The sequence below is a fragment of the Desulforhopalus singaporensis genome, assembly GCF_900104445.1.
Taxonomy (GTDB): domain Bacteria; phylum Desulfobacterota; class Desulfobulbia; order Desulfobulbales; family Desulfocapsaceae; genus Desulforhopalus_A; species Desulforhopalus_A singaporensis.
Window position 1 is genome coordinate 146548 of the sequence record NZ_FNJI01000005.1, and the last position, 18954, is coordinate 165501.

12 protein-coding genes are annotated in these 18954 nt (G+C 54.8%); 10 read left to right on the forward strand and 2 right to left on the reverse strand.

The window, feature by feature from the left end; genetic code table 11:
• Positions 1 to 15 precede the first annotated feature (15 nt).
• The 5 genes from BLQ17_RS04805 (at position 16) to BLQ17_RS04825 (ending at position 9059) form a co-directional block, all read left to right on the forward strand.
• Complete coding sequence (locus tag BLQ17_RS04805) at positions 16 to 1575, forward strand: sigma-54 interaction domain-containing protein (protein ID WP_092220339.1); 1560 nt, start codon at positions 16 to 18, stop codon at positions 1573 to 1575.
• A gap of 345 nt (positions 1576 to 1920) precedes the next feature.
• A complete protein-coding gene (locus BLQ17_RS04810; protein ID WP_092220341.1) occupies positions 1921 to 3420 on the forward strand; it encodes a BCCT family transporter in 1500 nt (499 codons plus the stop codon).
• A 67-nt stretch (positions 3421 to 3487) separates the two neighbouring features.
• Entirely contained in the window at positions 3488 to 4909 is a 1422-nt protein-coding gene (locus tag BLQ17_RS04815; RefSeq protein WP_092220343.1) for a trimethylamine methyltransferase family protein, read from the forward strand.
• 319 nt (positions 4910 to 5228) lie between these two features.
• Positions 5229 to 6926, forward strand: a complete 1698-nt coding sequence (locus BLQ17_RS04820; RefSeq protein ID WP_092220345.1) for an AMP-binding protein — start codon at positions 5229 to 5231, stop codon at positions 6924 to 6926.
• 81 nt (positions 6927 to 7007) lie between these two features.
• A complete protein-coding gene (locus BLQ17_RS04825; RefSeq protein ID WP_092220350.1) occupies positions 7008 to 9059 on the forward strand; it encodes a molybdopterin-dependent oxidoreductase in 2052 nt (683 codons plus the stop codon).
• A 29-nt stretch (positions 9060 to 9088) separates the two neighbouring features.
• Here BLQ17_RS04825 and BLQ17_RS04830 read toward each other — a convergent pair whose 3' ends face one another.
• Together BLQ17_RS04830 and BLQ17_RS04835 are read right to left on the reverse strand one after the other, a co-directional pair.
• Complete coding sequence (locus tag BLQ17_RS04830) at positions 9089 to 9721, reverse strand: site-2 protease family protein (RefSeq protein WP_092220351.1); 633 nt, start codon at positions 9719 to 9721, stop codon at positions 9089 to 9091.
• Between the two features lie 302 nt (positions 9722 to 10023).
• Positions 10024 to 12687, reverse strand: a complete 2664-nt coding sequence (locus BLQ17_RS04835) for a CBS domain-containing protein (protein WP_092220352.1) — start codon at positions 12685 to 12687, stop codon at positions 10024 to 10026.
• 212 nt (positions 12688 to 12899) lie between these two features.
• On the opposite strand from BLQ17_RS04835, the gene BLQ17_RS04840 reads away from it, so the two are divergent.
• From BLQ17_RS04840 to BLQ17_RS04860, 5 genes are all read left to right on the forward strand, one after another.
• The gene (locus BLQ17_RS04840) at positions 12900 to 13559 is read left to right on the forward strand and encodes a CerR family C-terminal domain-containing protein (RefSeq protein ID WP_176761093.1); all 660 of its coding nucleotides are present in this window, start codon (positions 12900 to 12902) and stop codon (positions 13557 to 13559) included.
• 232 nt (positions 13560 to 13791) lie between these two features.
• Positions 13792 to 14862 carry an HlyD family secretion protein gene (locus tag BLQ17_RS04845; RefSeq protein ID WP_092220356.1) on the forward strand — a complete coding sequence of 357 codons (1071 nt, stop codon included), beginning with the start codon at positions 13792 to 13794 and terminating at the stop codon, positions 14860 to 14862.
• Complete coding sequence (locus BLQ17_RS04850) at positions 14859 to 16682, forward strand: ATP-binding cassette domain-containing protein (RefSeq protein WP_245694995.1); 1824 nt, start codon at positions 14859 to 14861, stop codon at positions 16680 to 16682. The genes BLQ17_RS04845 and BLQ17_RS04850 overlap by 4 nt, the downstream gene beginning before the upstream one ends.
• Positions 16679 to 17809: an ABC transporter permease gene (locus tag BLQ17_RS04855; RefSeq protein ID WP_092220358.1), complete on the forward strand. Its 1131-nt coding sequence runs from the start codon at positions 16679 to 16681 to the stop codon at positions 17807 to 17809. Before BLQ17_RS04850 ends, BLQ17_RS04855 begins: the two co-directional genes overlap by 4 nt.
• Positions 17809 to 18930 carry an ABC transporter permease gene (locus tag BLQ17_RS04860; RefSeq protein WP_092220360.1) on the forward strand — a complete coding sequence of 374 codons (1122 nt, stop codon included), beginning with the start codon at positions 17809 to 17811 and terminating at the stop codon, positions 18928 to 18930. Before BLQ17_RS04855 ends, BLQ17_RS04860 begins: the two co-directional genes overlap by 1 nt.
• Positions 18931 to 18954 lie beyond the last annotated feature (24 nt).

Below are 18954 nucleotides of genomic sequence, written 5' to 3' on the forward strand. Positions count from 1 at the left end.
GCGGGTGTCATCGGTATGCAAAAAATCATAGCAAAGTTTGATGTCAACAATATTGACTTTGTGACATCGGTATTTGATCATTTCGATGAAGGTGTCATTATTACCGACAGTGACGGTAATATAGTCTATTACAACAAGACCCAGGCGCAGATAGACGGGCTGGATGCGAAATACGCCATTGGTCGAAAAGTGACCGACATATATCAGCTGTCCCGTGACACCAGCCTGATCATGCTTTGCATCCGCAGCGGGGAGCCCATGCGCAACCGGACTTTTTTCTACAAAACCAGTGCCGGCAAGGTTGCCAATACCATTTGCGGTGTTTTCCCCATATACAGCGGCGACAGGGTCGCCGGCGCCATCTGCTTTGTCCGCGACTACAAGATATTGAAAAAAACGACGCCGGTGGTGTCGGTGCCGGACCTCAAGCCCAAGAAGAAAAACGGAACGCGCTACACCTTCGGCGATATTCTCGGACAAAACGCGGAGCTTGTCAGGTCGGTACACACCGCGCGGGAGGCCGCCAGCTCGGTTTCGCCGATTATGATTATCGGTCAGACGGGGACCGGAAAAGAGCTTTTCGCCCAATCCATTCATAATCACAGCCTGCGCAGCAACCATAATTACGTCGCCGTAAATTGCGCCGCCATTCCGGATCACCTTCTGGAAGGTATTCTCTTTGGCACCACCAAGGGCGCGTTCACCGGAGCGGTTGACCGGGCAGGGCTGTTGGAGATCGCCAATAACAGCACCCTGTTTCTTGACGAACTTCTTGCCATGCCGCTCAACCTGCAGGCCAAGCTGTTGCGCGTGCTCCAGGAAAAGAAGGTGCACCGGATCGGTTCGGTCAAAGATATTGACCTCAATATAAAGATAGTCAGTTCGGTGAACCGTTCGCCCCGTGAAGCGATCAACGACGGGGAGCTCCGGGTGGACCTGTTTTACAGGCTCGGAGTGGTGATGATCAAAATACCGCCCCTGGCGGAGAGGAAAAACGACATCCCGCTGCTGGTGAATCATTTTATCAAGCGCCTTAACCGGACTCTCGGAACGGGTGTCCGGGCTGTTTCCGATGAGGTCATGGATCTTTTTGAAAATTACGCCTGGCCCGGAAATATAAGAGAGCTCGAACACCTGATCGAGGGAGCGATGAATATTGTCGGGTATAACGATACCATAGATCTCAAACATTTTTCCGCCGCCTTTGAATCGATGCTGGGGGTTGAGGCGGTGAGGGACGCCCCGTTTATCTCCGAGACCTGTTCGCCCCCCGCAGCCGCCGCCCCCGACCAGACCGCTGCTTTTGGCGCTATTGGAGCGAATGGGGAAAATAGGGAGCCGGAAGGCAAAAGCATGGCGACGGACACGGAGACGGCGCAGCGGAAAAATCTTGCCGAAGAACACCGGGCACTCGAGTACGCGGCAATAAAAGAGGTGCTTGCCGCCACAAACGGCAATATCAGCCAGTCGTCGAAAAAACTCGGGATTTCAAGACAGCTTCTCCATTACAAAATGAAAAAGCACGGGCTGGTCCGCGAAACTTTTATAAAAGGGAAAAATACCGCCGCAACCTGACCGGTCCCGCTGCTTCTAGTTCTGTTGTACTTTTTAATCAGCATTTCAATCGGCGACCCGTCCGCATAATGGTCATATCCGAAATGTCTTTTACCGGTATACTGAAAAAAAATTTTCAATATACCGCTGTTTTGCATGCAAGGATTTTTTCACTGAAAAAAAGTTTTCATGTCCGCTTCTGGCGAAAATAGCGCCGAATGGAGGTAACTGTCCAATAATACATTGTAAAAAAAATAAGCAGAGCTTTGACCCTTGTTGGCATGACGTGTGCACTATAGGAGGCACAACGAAATGGCGGTTTCCCGTCGCAATCATTAAACCAATAATTTGTGGGGAGGAGTTGAGATGTCGACTACAACTACGGCACAGAGACCATTTGATCCGATTATATTCTGGGTTTCTGCTTCAGTTACAGTTCTGTTTGTTCTCTGGTCGGTTGTTTTTCCTGAAAATATGCAAAACAGCATCAACGCGGTTTTTTCCTGGACAACGACTTATTGGGGGTGGCTGTACCTTCTCACCGCTTTTCTCCTGGTGGTCGGCTGTTTTGCTCTGATGGGCAATCGGTATGGCAGCATAAAGCTGGGACTTGCCGAAGACAAGCCTGAATTCAGTAATTTTTCATGGTTTGCGATGCTTTTCGGTTCGGCCATTGCTGCTGGAATCGTCTTTTGGGGGCCGGCCGAGCCCGCCTACCATTACATGAGCGCTCCGCCGTTTTTCGGGGGTGAACCGAAGACTCCTGAGACAGCGGCCAACGCCATGACCTACTCCTTTTTCCACTGGGGACTCAGCGCCTGGGCCATTTATGCCATTTTGACGGTGGCCATCGGCCACGCTAGCTTCACCCGGAAGCTGCCGCTGAAATTTTCCACCGCCTTTTATTACGTTATCGGTGATAAAATTAATGGGATCTGGGGTAAAATTCTCGATATTTTTGCAGTTTTTGCGACCCTTGGCGGCCTCGCCACCACCACCGGCTTTGTCGCCCTGCAGCTTTCCGCCGGGTTGAAATACCAGTATGGCATGGAGCTTGGCGACAGCGGGATGTATATCATAATAGCCGTGTTGACAGCGATCTTTACCTTCTCGGTCTACACCGGGCTGGAAAAGGGAATAAAACTTGTCGGCGATGTCAACATGTGGGTCTTTGTCGCCGTCTGGTTCTTTATCCTGGTTTTTGGACCGACTATTTTCCTGATCAATCTTACCACCAACTCCCTTGGTCAGTACTTGCTTAATTTTCTGCCCATGAGTCTTTATACCGCTCCCGGCGTCGAAGGCAACTGGATCGGCGGGTGGACTGTGTTCTACTGGGCGTGGTGGATGAGCTGGGCACCGTTTGTCGCGGTATTTATCGCCAGAATTTCAAAAGGCAGGACCATCCGCGCAACCATCGCGGCAACGTTGCTGCTCCCGACCCTGGGCAATTTTCTCTGGTACGGTGTGGTCGGCGGCGCCGGCATCAGCTTCGACGTCACCTCCACTTTGCAGGAGCACGGGGTGGAGAGCGCCATCTTCGCCATCGCCCAGAATCTGCCGATGACGGGTATCTTGTCGATATTCCTCGTTTTCCTCATCGGCACGTTTTTCCTTACCAGCGCCAACTCTGCAGCGCTTTCCCTGGCGATGTTCGTCTCCGGACATGAAACCCCGGGAAGGAATCTGCGCGCTTTCTGGGGCATAGCCCTGGGAGCCGTGGCGGCTGTGCTTGCCGGAACCGGTAACTTGAAAGCGATTCAGACCGCATCGATAGCCACCGCTTTTCCCCTGATGTTTTTGCTGCTGCTGGTACTTTTCGGCATCTTCAAAGGACTCAACGGACAAAGTGATGCCCAGAAATAGACACCAGTAATGAAAAAGTCGTTGCGCGAAGCAATCGCGAATAACGACATAAGCAAAGGAGAATACTATGTACGATAGAATGCAGGAATTGAGTTCGGCCCAGATGACTAAGGTTCATGACGCATCCATGGAGCTGCTGGGTAAGGCGGGAATTGTTATAAACGACACGGAAGCTCTGGAAATATTCAAGAAAAACGGGTTCAAGGTGGAAGGGAAAAAGGTCTTCCCCACGGAGACCCAGGTACGGGACGCACTGAGCAAGGTTCCTGAAAAATTTGCCATTGAAGCCCGCAATCCGGAAAAAAGCGTGTCTGTCGGCGGCGATGATTTCGTGCTGCTGCCGGGGTACGGCGCCCCCTATATCATAGATGCCAGCGGCGACCAGCGGGAAGCGCGTATGGAGGACTACGATACCTTCTGTAAATTAATCCATACCTCCAAACATATAGACATGAATGGCTGGATGATGGTCGAGCCGGGCGATCTTCCGGCGGCGACCGCCCATCTGGACATGACACTTTCTTCCATCCTGCTGTGCGACAAACCGTTTATGGGCAGCCCGGTATCCCGCCAGGGAGTTCTTGACGGCATTGAAATGGCAGGTATCGCCTGGGGCGGAAAAGACAAGATCATGGACAAGCCGGTTTCCATATCGCTTATCAACTCTCTTTCTCCGCTGCAGTTTTCCGAGGAGATGTTAGGGTCGCTGATCGAGCTTGTCCGTCACGGCCAGCCCTGCATCGTGGCGTCATTGATCATGGCAGGAGCCTCCGGCCCGGTGACCCTCGCCGGAGTAATGGCGCTGCAGAATGCGGAAATCCTCACCGGGATAACCCTGGCCCAGCTGGTCCGCGAAGGTGCACCGGTGGTCTACGGTTCCACCTCGTCAGCCATGGATATGAAAACCGGCGGGCTCTCCATCGGTGCTCCGGAGCTGTCTAAAAATATTAACTACACCGCCCAGATGGCTCGGTTCTATAACATGCCGAGCAGGTCCGGCGGCGGTCTTACCGACGCTCTTTATCCAGACGGCCAGGCCGGGGCGGAATCGGCGCTGGCTCTTCTGAACACGCTGCGCGGCGGTGTCAACTGTGTCCTCCATTCGTGCGGTATCCTCGGCTCCTATATCGCCATGAGCTTTGAAAAATTCCTGATGGACGAAGAGATCTGCGGCATGGTCAGGCAGATGATCAAGCCGATTGACATCAGTGACGAGGCGATAGATATCGATATGATCGCCGAGGTTGGCCCCGGCGGACAGTATCTGACCCATCCCAAGACCTTTAAGCTGTGCCGGTCAGAATTCTATATGCCGGATCTGATGGTGCGAACCAATCATGATGCCTGGACCAAGGCCGGAAGGCTGAAAATCGACGAGGTTGCAGGCTCCAAGCTGAGCCAGCGTCTTGCCAAGTATGAGAAACCGGATATCGATCCGGGTATTGAAAAAGACCTGGCGGCATATGTGAACAGCCGCAAAAACGCGTAACGCGCGCTGGTGGCGCACTTCAGACAGGAGTCCGAAGTGCGCCACCTGTCACCTGCCCCTGCGATCTCACACGAATTCCCCACCAATTCTCCTCCCGTTTTCCCCTTTAACTTCTGTCTTTTCCGTATCCGCCGAAACGCACCCTCATCGCAGCTGTCAACCGGTGGCCCCCGTTTGCTCTACTGTTTTTAGCGGCTGGTTAAAGGGTAAGGCAATTGACCGGACCTGTGGTTTTGTGTACAATCACAGCCAATATCGTATTATTGCAGCTACCTGCATGAAGAGTGGCTTGTCGGAGAGAAAGAGTTAGAGGTGCTTTATGAATTCAGTGGTTGAAGTCGGTAGGACGCTAAACTATGTCATCGACTCCAGTTGTGCAAAATACAGGGACAGGCCCGCCATAGGCATGGCCATGGAGGCGCCGCTGACCTATGGTGAACTGCACGAGAGAATTTTGTCTCTGGCCGTCAGGCTGCAGGCGGAGGGAATCCAGAAAGAGGATCGTGTCGCTATCCTGGGTGAAAATTCCCATAACTGGGGAATAGCCTATCTGGCTGTTGTGCGTCTGGGCGCCGTGGCGGTCCCCATTCTTCCCGATCTGCCGGAGACCGATGTGCACCATATTCTCAATGTTATGCAGGTCAAAGTGCTGTTTACCACCCAGAAACAGATTGAAAAGATCTATGAGATGCAGGAGGTGCTGCGCTGTCCGGTAATAACTCTTGATAACTATGTTCCAACAGTCGATATCGTCCCGGTGCAGACCTTTACGGACTATCTCGATGAGGCGCTGGCAGCTTTTGCCGACGAAAAAAACGATCCGGTATTCAGCCCGGTGGCGGAAAACGACCTGGCCTCCATCCTGTACACTTCAGGGACTTCCGGGTATTCCAAGGCGGTCATGCTGAGCCACAGGAATCTTGCCGCCAACGCCTATGCCGCGGCAACGCTTGCCAAGGTGGAGCCTGGCTCGGTATGGCTCTCTATTCTGCCCATGTCCCACACCTATGAGTTTACCTGCGGGTTTATTCTTCCGCTGCTCTGCGGCGGGCGGATCGCCTATGCGGGGAAAACTCCCACTCCAGCTATTTTGCAGAAATTGTGCAACCATGAAAAACCCTTTGCCATTTTTGCCGTCCCTCTGGTACTTGAGAAAATTTACAAGAAGCGGATCCTGCCGCAGATCGAAAAATCCGTCGCCCTGAAGCTGCTGTGCAGGTTGGAGGTCGGCAGAAAGTTGATCTATAAGAAAATCGGTAAAAAATTAACGGCCTTTTTCGGGGGCAACCTCGAACTCATGGGCATCGGGGGGGCGGCACTGAATCCTGAGGTGGAAAGATTTTTCAATGAGGCCGGATTTCCCTACCTGATAGGCTACGGCATGACCGAATCGGCCCCGCTTATTTCCGGGGGCCCCTTGGGAGATCCTACCATCTCGGTGGGATCGGCCGGAAAACCTATTCCGGGGGTGGAGGTGAAAATCGTCCGTCCCGATCCGGAGCATGGCATAGGAGAGATCACCGTGTCAGGGCCGAACGTGATGTGCGGATATTACGGTGACAAGGAAGCGACCGACGAAGTGCTCAGCGACGACGGGTGGCTGTCCACCGGTGATCTGGGATTTGTCGACCGACGGGGAAACCTTCATGTTACCGGCAGGTCTAAAAATGTCATCGTGTTGACCAACGGGGAAAATGTCTACCCGGAGGCCATTGAGCACAAGATCAACAGCTATCACTGGGTGGTGGAAAGTCTGATAATCGAGGCCAACGATCAGCTGGAGGCGTGGGTCTATCCCGACTATGAGTTTATCGATGAGGAGACCGCGGGAAAGTCACGTTCTGAACGCCGTGAATTCATAGAAAGACTTCTTGATGAGATGCGTTTTGAACTCAACGAAAAGGTGTCGAAATCGTCCCGGATCGCAAAGGTCTTCGAACGTCGTGAACCCTTTATCAAGACCGCGACCCACAAGATCAAACGATATCTCTACAGCGGTCACGGCATCCTGGGATAAGGTTGTCTGCCGGCAACAGGTTTTCCAGCTCTTTCCTGCCGGTATAAGGGATAAGTCTGAACAATTGAAAAAGAGGAGGCCATGTTGTCTGGTGATGGTGTAAAACAGCTGAAAAAAAGTATCTGTCCCCTGGACTGCCCGGACAGCTGCGGCCTGATCGTTCATGTTACCGGCGGGCGGGTGACGGCGCTGGGCGGCGACCCAGATCATCCCTATACCAACGGCTTTATCTGCAGGAAGATGCACCGTTATCCCGAGCGGTTGTACGGGAGCGACCGCATTCTTTATCCGCAGCTGCGTATCGGCGACAAAGGAGCCGGAAAATTCAGGCGTATCAGCTGGCAGGAGGCGATACGGCTCTGTGGTGAAAAACTGTCGCAGGTTCGCGACAAATTCGGCCCTGAAACTATTCTGCCCTACTGCTATGCCGGCAATATGGGAATGATCAACAGGTTCGCCGGATTTCCTTTTTTTCACCGGCTGGGAACCCTGCAGCTCGATCAGACTATCTGTTCGGCGGCGGCAGGGGCCGGCTGGGACGCCCATTGCGGTGGTTTGGCTGGGTGTCCCCCTGAGCAGGCGGCGGACAGTTCAGTGATAGTCGCCTGGGGAATCGATATCAAGGTCACCAACGTTCATTTCTGGCAATATGTGGTCAAGGCAAGAAAAAAAGGGGCGAAACTGGTGGTTATAGACCCCTGCAGAAACGAAACGGCAAAATCTGCCGATTACTATATCCAGGTTCGTCCCGGCGGCGATGGCGCCCTGGCCCTTGGCTGCTGTAAGATTCTTCTGGGGTGGAGGAAGACCGACGGAGCGTTTATCGAGCAGTCGACCGAAGGGTTTGCCGAGTTTGAAAGCTATCTCCGAACCCGGAAGATTGGTGAATTTGTTGCAGCAAGTGGGGTGGCAGTAGAGCAGATGGAGCAGCTGGCTGCTCTGGTCTCGGAAAACCGCAGAACATTTATGCGGATCGGCGTCGGCATGACCCGAAACAGCAGGGCGGGAATGGCGGTGCGGGCGGTGACCGCCCTTGGCGCCGTGCTGGGATTGTTTGGTGGCGGGAGTGGCCGGGGGGTACTGCTTAGTAGCCGGGCGTTCGGTGGCGACAGGGAAGTTCTGGTGCACAAAAAGCTTCTGGCTAAAGAGACCGAACGGATAAACATGGTGCAGCTGGGCAGGGCGCTGGTTGCCCGGACACCGCCGGTCAAAGCGCTTGTGGTCTATAATTCCAACCCGCTCAGTGTCTGCCCCGACGGCTCCATGGTCCGTCAGGGGCTTGCACGGGAGGACCTCTTTACCGTTGTCCATGAGCAGGTCATGACGCCAACCGCCAGATATGCCGACCTGCTGCTCCCGGCGACCACGTTTCTGGAAAACCTCGATCTTTACACCGGATACGGTCATTTCTACCTTGGAGTCGCTGAACCGGTGATTGAACCGGTCGGGGAGGCAAAAAGTAATTTCGACCTGTTCAGACTCATGGCAAAGGAGATGGGATTTGATGAACAACCGTTTCAGGAAAGCTGTCGCGACCGGCTGTTACAATACCTCGCCACTATTGATTCGGCGGATTCCGGGCTGTCAGCTGAGCAGATGATGGACGGCAGATATGTGGTGTCACCAAAAGCTGAGGGGTACGGGGAGGAGTTCAGAACGGGCGGGCGCAAGTTCAGCTTCGTCCTCGACAGCGAATCTCTCGCTCCAAGATCGATTAGCCTTACGTGCCAGGAAGAAGCAGACGACCCCGACCTGCAGTCGAGGTTTTCGCTGCAGCTGGTGACGCCGCCTGTTGCCGATCTGTTGAACAGCACCTTCGGCGAGCGTTATCCCGGTACGGTTGGAACCGTGCTGGTCAACCCCGCCGACGCAGAGCTCTTGGGGATTGTAGACAAGCAGCGGGTGCAGATTGTCAACCATCGGGGATCGGTTACAAGAGTGGCCAGAGTGACCACCGATGTGGGGCCGCAAGTGGTTGCCGCGCCGGGACTTTACTGGCCGGCAGAGCCCGCACCGGCCGGGGGGCAAGATAAAGGAATCAACGACCTCACCTCCCAGAAGCTGACTGATATGGGAGGCGGTGCGACTTTTCACGAATCGCTTGTTACCCTGGTGCCGTGCCGGAAACAGTAGCTACCTGCCCGGCGGCGATCATTTTCCGATCAGGACAGCAGCAGATGGTTGGCAAAGCTGATCAGTGGCAGAATAACCTTGGACAGCATGCCGCTGAAAGCGAGTATGAGGATGAGGATGAATCCGTACCGTTCGTAGCGGATGTAGGAAGCTGCCAGCCTGTTGGGCAGTAGTCCGGCCAGGATCCTGCTGCCGTCAAGCGGGGGGATCGGCAGGAAATTGAAGATGCAGAGAACCAGATTGATCCATACGCTGGCAATAAGCATGCCGTTGACCGGCACCAGGATCGCTTCCGCCAGGCTGGAGTAGGGAATTGTCGACGCCAGCAGCCACAGTCCTTTTGCCAGCAATGCACTGATGACGGCTAACCCCAGATTTGTCGCTGGTCCCGCCAGCGCAACCCACAGCATATCCCGTTTGGGATTTCTGAAATAACCGGGATTGACCGGCACCGGTTTCGCCCAGCCGAACTTGATAAAGAAGAACGCGATGGTGCCAAGCGGATCCAGGTGCTTGAGCGGGTTGAGGGTCAGCCTTCCCAGGCTCTTGGCGGTGGGATCACCGAGTCGATAGGCAATGTAGCCATGGGCGAATTCGTGGAGTGTAAGCGCCAGAAGCAGCGGCGGGGCGAGGATGGTCAGTTCGCTTATAAAATTGTTCATTGTACTGAATGTAGTTTCTTAATAGTTAACAAAACGTCCTGTTATCGTGTGATTCAACAGTAACCATTTGGAACGGGAGGGCAACCTCTTTGCCGCAATTCTCACGGATTTCCTGACATTACAGTCAACAGCATGGTTTTGCAATGAAAACGGATATTGATGAAATTTCTCGGTGGTTCCCGTCTCAAAACCGGAGGTCGGCCCTGCGCTGCGATGGATAGTTCCTGAAAACCGGGCGCCTTTCGGGGTGTGCAGGCCGGCCGCTGTCAGCTGTGAAAAACTCTGGTGATCAGTAGTCCGGGTTAGCGGGGAAATTTTTTGGTGACCAGCAGGATTTCCTGTTCGCTGGATGCCGCAAGCCCGTCCAGCCGGCAATTTTTTAGATAATCGAGAATCTTCTTGAATCTGGGGCCGGGGGTGTAGCCGAGAGCGATAAGGTCTTTTCCGGTAACGGCCGGTTTGAGCTCCCTGAGGGTGGTTACATATGAAGAGATTGCTTTTTTGACATGGTTTTTTCTGGCGATGGCCATCATATAGAGCAACCCTTCTATCTGTATGGATTCCAGGCACGCCACGATCTCACTGTTTTTCATCCGGCGGTCTCTTCTGAGAGTGTGTATTGCCCTGTCGCAGAGAATTTTCTGATCCCGTAGATAGTTGGTGTTTTTCTGGGTTTCCTCAAACCGTTTACAGAAGCGCAGCAGAATATCCACCGGCGAGCGCGACATGATTGTGAGCAGGTAGACCATCCAGTTCTGGCACGGCTCGTCCAGGTAAAGCAGCCGGTGCCAGGAAATGGCCATCTGGGCCTGGATCAGAATATGGCCATACCTTCGGTCAACCTTGTAGTGGGGGCGAAGGTCGGGCCAGAGGAATTGAAAAAGATTAAATTCCGACAGACGCTGCAGAGCCGGGAGAGGGTTCTCCTCGCTGAGGATGATTTTAAGTTCCGATAAAAACCTCATGTCGGCAGCTTTGCCGAACAGCTTCATGGTGACCGCGTTGTTGATCAATCTCCTGGTGTGGGGAGAAATCTGGAATCCCATCCGCTTTTCAAACCGTATCGCTCTGAATATTCTGCTGGGATCTTCCACGAAACTGAGATTGTGAAGAACCTTGATCACCTTCTTCTTGAGATCGCTCTGGCAGTTGAAAAAATCTATCAGGGTACCGAAACGGGCGGGGTTGAGCTGGATGGCCATGGCGTTGATAGTAAAATCGCGGCGACTGAGGTCAAGCTTGATGGAAGAGAGCTCGACTGTCGGCATGGCTGCCGGGTATTCGTAATATTCCAGACGGGCGGTGGCGATGTCTATCTTGAAGCCGTTTTTCATGAGCACCACTGCGGTCTTGAACCGTTCATGTTTGCGGTAACGTCCCCCCAGGTGGGCGGCCAGCGCTTTGGCAAAGAGGATGCCGTCCCCCTCAATGACGATGTCGAGATCGAAGTTGGGTTTTTTCAGCAGTAAATCCCGAACGAATCCACCCACGGCGTAGGCGTTATAGTCTCTTTTTTGCGCCACCTCGCCGATGGTCCTCAAGAGGGTCGTCATTTTTTTATGGAGGCACTCGACAATTACTGTGGTCAGGTTTCTCGTCCTCTCAAGGGATGGATGATCTGCTTCGCTGAGCAGGTCTTTGGGCAGGTGGGCGGGGTCGTTGACCAGCCGGTTGAGCAGGTCTGTGCGGGTAATGATGCCGACTATGTTGTCGTCGGCGAGGATAGGGATGATCCGCTGCCGGTTTTCGATAATAAGCCTCTGGATATCACCAAGGGTCGCCCCAAGGGGAAGGGTCTCCACCTCGCTGGTCATGTAGTCGCTTACCGGCCTTCTGCCCAGGTTGTGGTGCATTGCTTTCTCGACAATCTGTCTGGTGATAATGCCTTGTATTGCCGTGCTTTTCTGGGTTTTTTGGTCACTGTCGGCACAGACCGGCGCTGCGGTGATGTTGTATCGGGTGAGGACGTCCTTGACCGCGTCTATGGTGAGTTCGGGATTTACCGTGATGGCCGGGGTCGACATCATCTCGCTGGCGATAGGCTGGGGGTGGATATGGCGGTGGAGGGTGTGGATAAGTTTTTCCTGGGCCTGGATCAGGGTCATCTCCTTGATGGTGGCGGAAGCCGCCGTGGCATGGCCGCCGCCGCCGAGGTCCCGGGCGATGGTTCCCACGTTGACGTCGGCGATCCTGCTTCTGGCGATGAAATAGATCCTGCCCCCCATGGAGATAAGGGCGAACAGGACGTTGAGGTTTTCCATGGCCATGAATCGTTTGACGATAAGGGAGAATTCATCCATGTATTCGTCGAGGCTGTAAGTCACCACCACTATGGGGATGTCCTGAATAGTGTACTGCTTGGCGCTTTTCATCAGCTCATGAAGGATGGATATCTGGTGGGAGGTCAGCTCGTGGGTGAGAAATTGAGAGATCTGGTCGAGCTCCGCACCCTGTTTGACCAGCCAGGAAGCAGCCAGCAGATCCTTGGGGGTTGTGGTGAGGTGGGTGAAGGATCCGGTGTCTTCATAAATGCCGAGGGCGAATATGGTTGCCTCCTGGCTTGAGATGAGAGTCTTCTTTTTTTTGAGGATGTTTACCAGCAGGGTAGTGGTGGAGCCGCAGTTTTCAATCACTTCCAGGTGGCCCTTTATGTCCGCGCCATTTTCCAGGTGGTGGTCGTAAAGATGTATCTCAATGCCGGGGTTGGTGAGGCACTGCTTGAACGGGCCGATCCGGCCCGAGGTGCGGGTGTCCACCAGGATGAGTTTTGATACCTTGTCCAGTTCGATGTCTTTGACCTTGGCGAAGGTGTAGTTGTAGCCGAGGCTCTGGGCAATGAACGCTCGTACGTTGCGTTCCTGGGAGCCGGAGAAAGCCATGGTCGCTCCGGGATAGAGCTTTTGTACCGCGATCATTGAGGCAAGGCCGTCAAAGTCGGCGTTTACATGGGTGGTGATCAACTGCATAAGGCATCGGTATAAGTAAAAGAAATCAAAAGAGTAAATGTCATATAGAGGTATTGTAGGGTAAAACGGTCAAGATTGCCACATCATCTCGCAAGGGGGGGTGACAAAAAGGCCCCATATCCTGCTCCAGTATAAAATCAATCGATTGACTTAATCATTTGATTGATTTTATACTGTCGATGTATGATGCACTTCGTTTAACGGGAACAAAAATGACAGAAAAAAGCAGGCAGCAGACGAAATCAACAAAGCAGAGGTTGCTCCGTGCCGCCATCGACGTGTTTGGCAGATACGGGTATGAAGGGGCCACAACCCGGATGATCGCTACCGGGGCCAACGTCAACATTGCGTCAATACCGTACTATTACAAGGGCAAGGAAGGGCTGTACAGGGCTGCCGTCAGTGAGGTGGTGACGATTGTCCGGTCGCAGATCGTGCAGGTGCAGCAGGAGATCGCCACCACCGATTTCAGTTGCGACTCCGGTGTAGGCAAGGCACGGCTGCTGCTTGAGCGACTGCTGGAAAATGTGGTCATGTTCATGGTAGGGTCTCCCGAAGCTGTCAGGGTTTCGCGGATAATCCTGCGCGAGCAGCTCTGTCCGTCGGCTGCATATGACCTTATTTTTAAAGGTTTTATGGAATTGATGCTCGACTCCCTGGCCGATCTGCTGGTGGTTCTCGATCCTCGGCAGGACCGGAAAACGGCAAAACTGAGAGGTGTGGCCCTGATGGGACAGGTGATCATCTTTCGCGTGGCTCGGGAAACCGTCGTCCGGGCGCTCGAGTTTGATGGTTACGATCCCGGCGAGATTGCGGAGATCAGGAAAATAATACTCGAACATACCAGGTCGGTGGTTAACGCCCTGGGGTGAGATCGATTGTGTATGTGTGGGGGGCTGATACCTCCCAAAGAGGTTGTTCTTGTTTCGGCGGATTGGTGCCGCCGCGTTGTTATGGCCTGGGCCACGGATCATGATCTTGTCGGGTGGAAGATGACGACCGGTACCGGCGGATAACACCAGGGGGCGTGGTATGCAGGTGGTAACTGTCCGCAGTTGTGGTGGTTTTTGTACAATAGTAAGATAAATCGGGGATGGATGAGACATGAAAAAGCCAATGGTAGTCGTGGTGGTGATCCTGGTCGTGGCCGCTGCGGTCATTTTCGGCAGGAAATGGTACCGCAGGGACAGTGAGGGTCAACCCGGCCATATGTTGAAAATTTACGGCACCGTCGACATCCGGGACGCAAGTCTTGCTTTCAAGGAGCAGGAGCGTATAACCGAGGTGCTGGTTGAAGAAGGTGACAGGGTAGAGTCGGGGCAGGTCCTTGCCCGCCTCAAGAGCGACCTGGTCATGGCGGCGATCCGGGAGGCGCAGGGACGGATAGGCGAGCAGGAGCAAGTGGTGAAGCGGCTTGCGGCTGGAAGCCGTCCGCAGGAAATCGCCCAGGCCCGGGCGGAGGTGGAGGCTGCCAGGGTGCAGGTTGCCAATAACCTGAAAGTGTTACGCAGGCTTGAGAAGACGTCGGGCAGCGGAGCCAGCTCGAAACTGGATCTCGACGAGGCCCGGTCAAGGTTTGAGGTCGAAAGGGCGCTGCTTAAGGTGAAACAAAAAGCGCTCGATCTGGTGATCGAGGGTCCAAGAGCGGAAGATCGAGCAGCCGCTGACTACCGGCTTGCGGCTGCCAGGGCAGGCCTTGCTCAGCTGCAGGTACGCCTGGCTGACATGACCCTTACCGCTCCTGCGTCAGGAACGATAGAGAGCAGAATCCTGGAACCCGGAGAGATGGCGGGGCCCGGCCAGCCTGTTCTCATCCTCGCGCTCACCGATCCGAAATGGGTTCGGGCCTATGTGTCAGAACCCGATCTTGGACGGATAAGAACCGGAATGACAGCGAGGGTGATCAGCGATTCATTTCCTGAACAGCCGGTACAGGCAGTGGTGGGGTTTATCTCCCCGGTGGCGGAATTTACCCCGAGGACGGTGCAGACGGAGGAATTAAGGACCAAGTTGGTCTACGAGACGAGGGTCGTGGTGGCCGATCCCGATAACCGTCTGCGACTGGGCATGCCGGTAACTGTGGTCGTCGACGAAGAACCGCGTCCGCAAAAGGGAGCGAGTTCACCTCTCCGGCAGGATTCAACCGCCGGCAGGGAAGTGCTGCGGGAAAAATGATGGACGGCGACTTGCTGGCTGCATCAGAAAAGGTGCAATGCGATCCGGTTCTTGAGATCTGCGGTCTGCATAAAGAGTTTGTGGCAAAAAATAAAAAGATCGTCCATGCCCTGCAGGATGTCCGGGTCAAAGCGATGCGGGGGCGGGTTACCGGACTTGTCGGGGCAGACGGTGCGGGAAAGACCACCATGATTCGCATTGCGGCCGGCCTGCTGGTACCCACCTCCGGTTCGGTTACCGTGCTCGGCCTCGATTCTGTAACCCAGACGCTGAAAGTCCAGTCGGCGGTCGGCTATATGCCCCAGAAATTCGGGCTCTATCAGGATCTTAGCGTATCTGAAAACATGGACCTCTACGCGGATCTTCAGGGGGTGCCCAGGGCTGAAAGGCCTAAGCGGTACGACCGCCTGCTGCAGATGACCAGCCTGGCCGCGTACACCAGGAGAAAGGCCGGCGCGCTTTCCGGGGGCATGAAGCAGAAACTTGGACTGGCCTGCGCCCTGATAAAGTCCCCCGGTATCCTGCTGCTTGACGAACCGACGGTGGGGGTTGACCCGGTGTCCCGCAGGGAACTGTGGAAAATCGTATATGAGCTTGTGGAAAAGGACAATATCGGGGTCTTTGTCTCCACCTCCTACCTGGACGAGGCGGCGCGGTGCGATCATGTGGTGGTGCTGCACCAGGGACAGGTATTACTTGAAGGTGCGCCCCGTGAGTTCATGACAAAGATGCGGGGCCGAGTGTTCGAGGTGGCTGCCGTCAGCGCAAAGTCGGTACGGCGTCTCTATGCGGAGCTTGCAGCGGAGTCCGGCGTTGTCGATGTAACCATCCGCTCGGGCAAGGTCCGCGTGGTAACCGAGAAGGAAAAGCAGCCGGGAATCGGGTTTTTGGTACCGGAAAAAAGAGCGATCAAGCCGGTTGAACCGAGTTTCGAGGACGCCTTCATGGCGATGATTCCCGGTAGCGGGCATCATTTCCGCCAGGAGCTGGGCGGCCGGAATTTGGCGGATGTTCCAGATGGGCAAGACGATGCGGTCGTGACGACGCAAAATTTGCAGAAGGTTTTCGGCGGGTTCACCGCGGTGAAGGACCTCAGTTTTACGGTGAACCGCGGGGAGATCTTCGGACTGCTGGGGCCAAACGGCGCCGGCAAGAGTACCACGTTTCGTATGCTGTGCGGTCTTCTGCCGGCAAGCGGAGGGAAGATCAGCGTGGCCGGTTATGATCTGCACCGCTCCCGGGCCCGTGCCAGGGCAAGGCTCGGCTATATGGCTCAGCAGTTTTCCCTGTATGGGCAGCTCAGTGTAAAAGAGAATCTGCGCTTTTTCGGCAAGGCCTACGGCCTGAACAACAGCAGGCTGGAGCACCGCATCCGGTGGGCGTATGATGAGTTCGGCCTGAAACAGTGGCAGGACAAGATGGCGGCTTCACTTCCCGGCGGTTACAAGCAACGGCTGGCGATGGCCGCGGCTCTGCTGCATGAACCTGATATCCTTTTTCTCGATGAGCCCACCTCGGGGGTGGATCCGTTTGCCCGCCGTGAATTCTGGCTGCGGATCAACGGGTTTGCCCAACAGGGTGTAACGGTGGTGGTCACCACTCATTTTATGGAGGAGGCAGAGTATTGCGATCGTATGCTGATTATGAGCCAGGGCGAGACTCTTGCCATGGGATCTCCGGCAAAAATCAGGGAGCTCGCCTGTAGTCCCGATAATCCCGAGCCCACCATGGACGACGCCTTTATCGCTCTGGCCGATGGAGCGGTGAACATGGATGGCGGAACCGGAAAAAAAGCGTCGCCAGAGGAACAAAGATCATGAGCACCGCACTGTTTTTCATGCGTCTTCGCGGTATCCTGCGCAAGGAATTTCTCCAGATCCTTCGTGACCCGAGCTCCATTGCCCTTGCACTGGTCATGCCCATGGTGCTGTTGTTTATTTTCGGATACGGCGTGACGCTTGACGCCGAGTACATACCGGTGGCGGTCGTCGCAGAAGACAACGGAAACGGCTCTTCCCAGCTGCTGCAGCGCTTTGAGCTGTCGCAAAATTTTGTTGTGACCCGGGTGGCAACGATGGCGGAGGCGGAACAGCTGCTCAATGTGCGCAGGGTAGACGGGATCATACATCTGCGGGAGAATTTTTCGGCGAAGGTGGCCGGAGGGGCTGGTGGCCAGGTGCAGGTAATTGTTAACGGTGTAGATGCAAACCGCGCCAGGTTGATTCAGGGTTACGTTCGCACGGTTGCCGGTAAATGGTTCGACGTACGTACAGGTGAGGGGCTTGCCATGGTGGGGGTGCCGGTGTCGATTGCCCAGCGGGTCTGGTTTAATGAGGAAGTGGAAAGCAGGAATTTCATGGTGCCGGGGTTGATCACCCTGATCATGACCCTCATCGGCATCCTGCTCACCGCCCTGGTGGTGGCGCGGGAATGGGAACGGGGGACCATGGAGGCAATGCTTGTTACCCCCCTTCGTCGGATTGACATCCTGCTGGGGAAGATTATCCCTTACTATCTGCTTGGGATGGTCGGCATGGGTCTGTCGGTTGCGGTTGCGGTACTCATCTTCGGCGTTCCGTTCCGCGGTTCATTCGGCGCCCTGTTCGTCCTCAGCTCCCTTTTCATGTTGGCCTCGCTCGGGTTCGGGCTGCTGCTCTCCGCGGCCATCAGGATCCAGTTTGTCGCGGCCCAGATCTCCATTGTGGCCGGGTTCCTGCCGGCATTTTTTCTCTCCGGGTTGATTTTCGACCTTGAGTCAACTCCTGCTGTAATCCGGATTGTCAGCCATATAGTTCCGGCACGTTATTTTGTCTCCATAAGCCATACCCTGTTCATGGCCGGTGACGTGTGGGAGGTGCTGCTGCCTGACGGGCTGATGCTCGGTTTTATGGCAATCTTCTTCATAACCCTGGCCTATCGAAAAATAACTAAACGGCTGGAGGGATAATGATTGTTCTGCGACGGATACTGGCACTGGTGGTTAAAGAATTTACCCTTATCATGAAGGATCCAAAGAGCCGTTTTGTCATTATTGGGCCGCCCCTGATACAATTTTTTGTTTTCGGCTACGCCGCTACCTACGATCTGAAAAACGTCCGGTATGCGGTCCTTGACCAATCCGGCTCGGCGCTGTCCCGGCAGTTCCTCGCCAAAGTGGAAGGATCGGGGGTGTTCCGCCTGACCGGCATGCTGCACGACCAGCAACAGATAGCCGAATATATAGACGGAGAAAAGAGCAGGCTCGTCATCCATATTGACGACACCTTTGCAGAAAAAGTGCGTCGGTCGGTACCGGTGAAAATCCAGGTTATCGCCGACGGGAGAAACCCCAACGTGGCGCTGATCGCCCTCGGATACCTCGGTACCATCGTACACCAGTTCAACGAGGAGTTGGTGCACCAGGGGGTGGTGCAACCAGGCTCCTCCGGGCTGCTGCTGGAGGAGAGGGCCTGGTTCAACGGCAACCTCCGCAGCCGCTGGTTCATTGTGTCCGCGCTGGGAGGGTTGATCAGCATGGTCGTGGTCATGATCCTGACCAGCCTTTCCGTTGCCAGGGAGCGGGAATTCGGCACCTTCGACCAGCTGCTGGTCGCCCCTTTTACCCCGGCGGAGATTCTCGTGGGTAAATCACTTCCCGGGATTATTTTCGGGTTCGGCGACGCCATGATTTTCGCAGCAGGAGCAGTGTACTGGTTTGGCGTACCGTTTCGCGGGACCATAGCGGCACTGGCGGTGGCGCTGCTCTGTTTTATCGTGACCATGGTCGGGGTCGGCCTGCTGGTCTCTTCGCTGTCCATGACCATGCAACAGGGTCTGCTCGGCTCCTTTGTCTTTATCATGCCGGCGGTAACTCTTTCCGGTCTGGCAACCCCTGTCGAGAATATGCCGCCATGGCTTCAGCAGGCGGATATGATCAACCCTGTCCGCTATATAATTATAGCGCTTCGCTCAATTTTTCTTGAGGGTGCCGATCTGGCGGCGGTATGGCCCCATATCTGGCCGCTAATGATTATCGCCTCGCTGACCCTGACACTTGCCGCTTGGATGTTTCGGGCAAGGTCGGTATGACCTTTGGCCGGAAAAAAAGAGCGA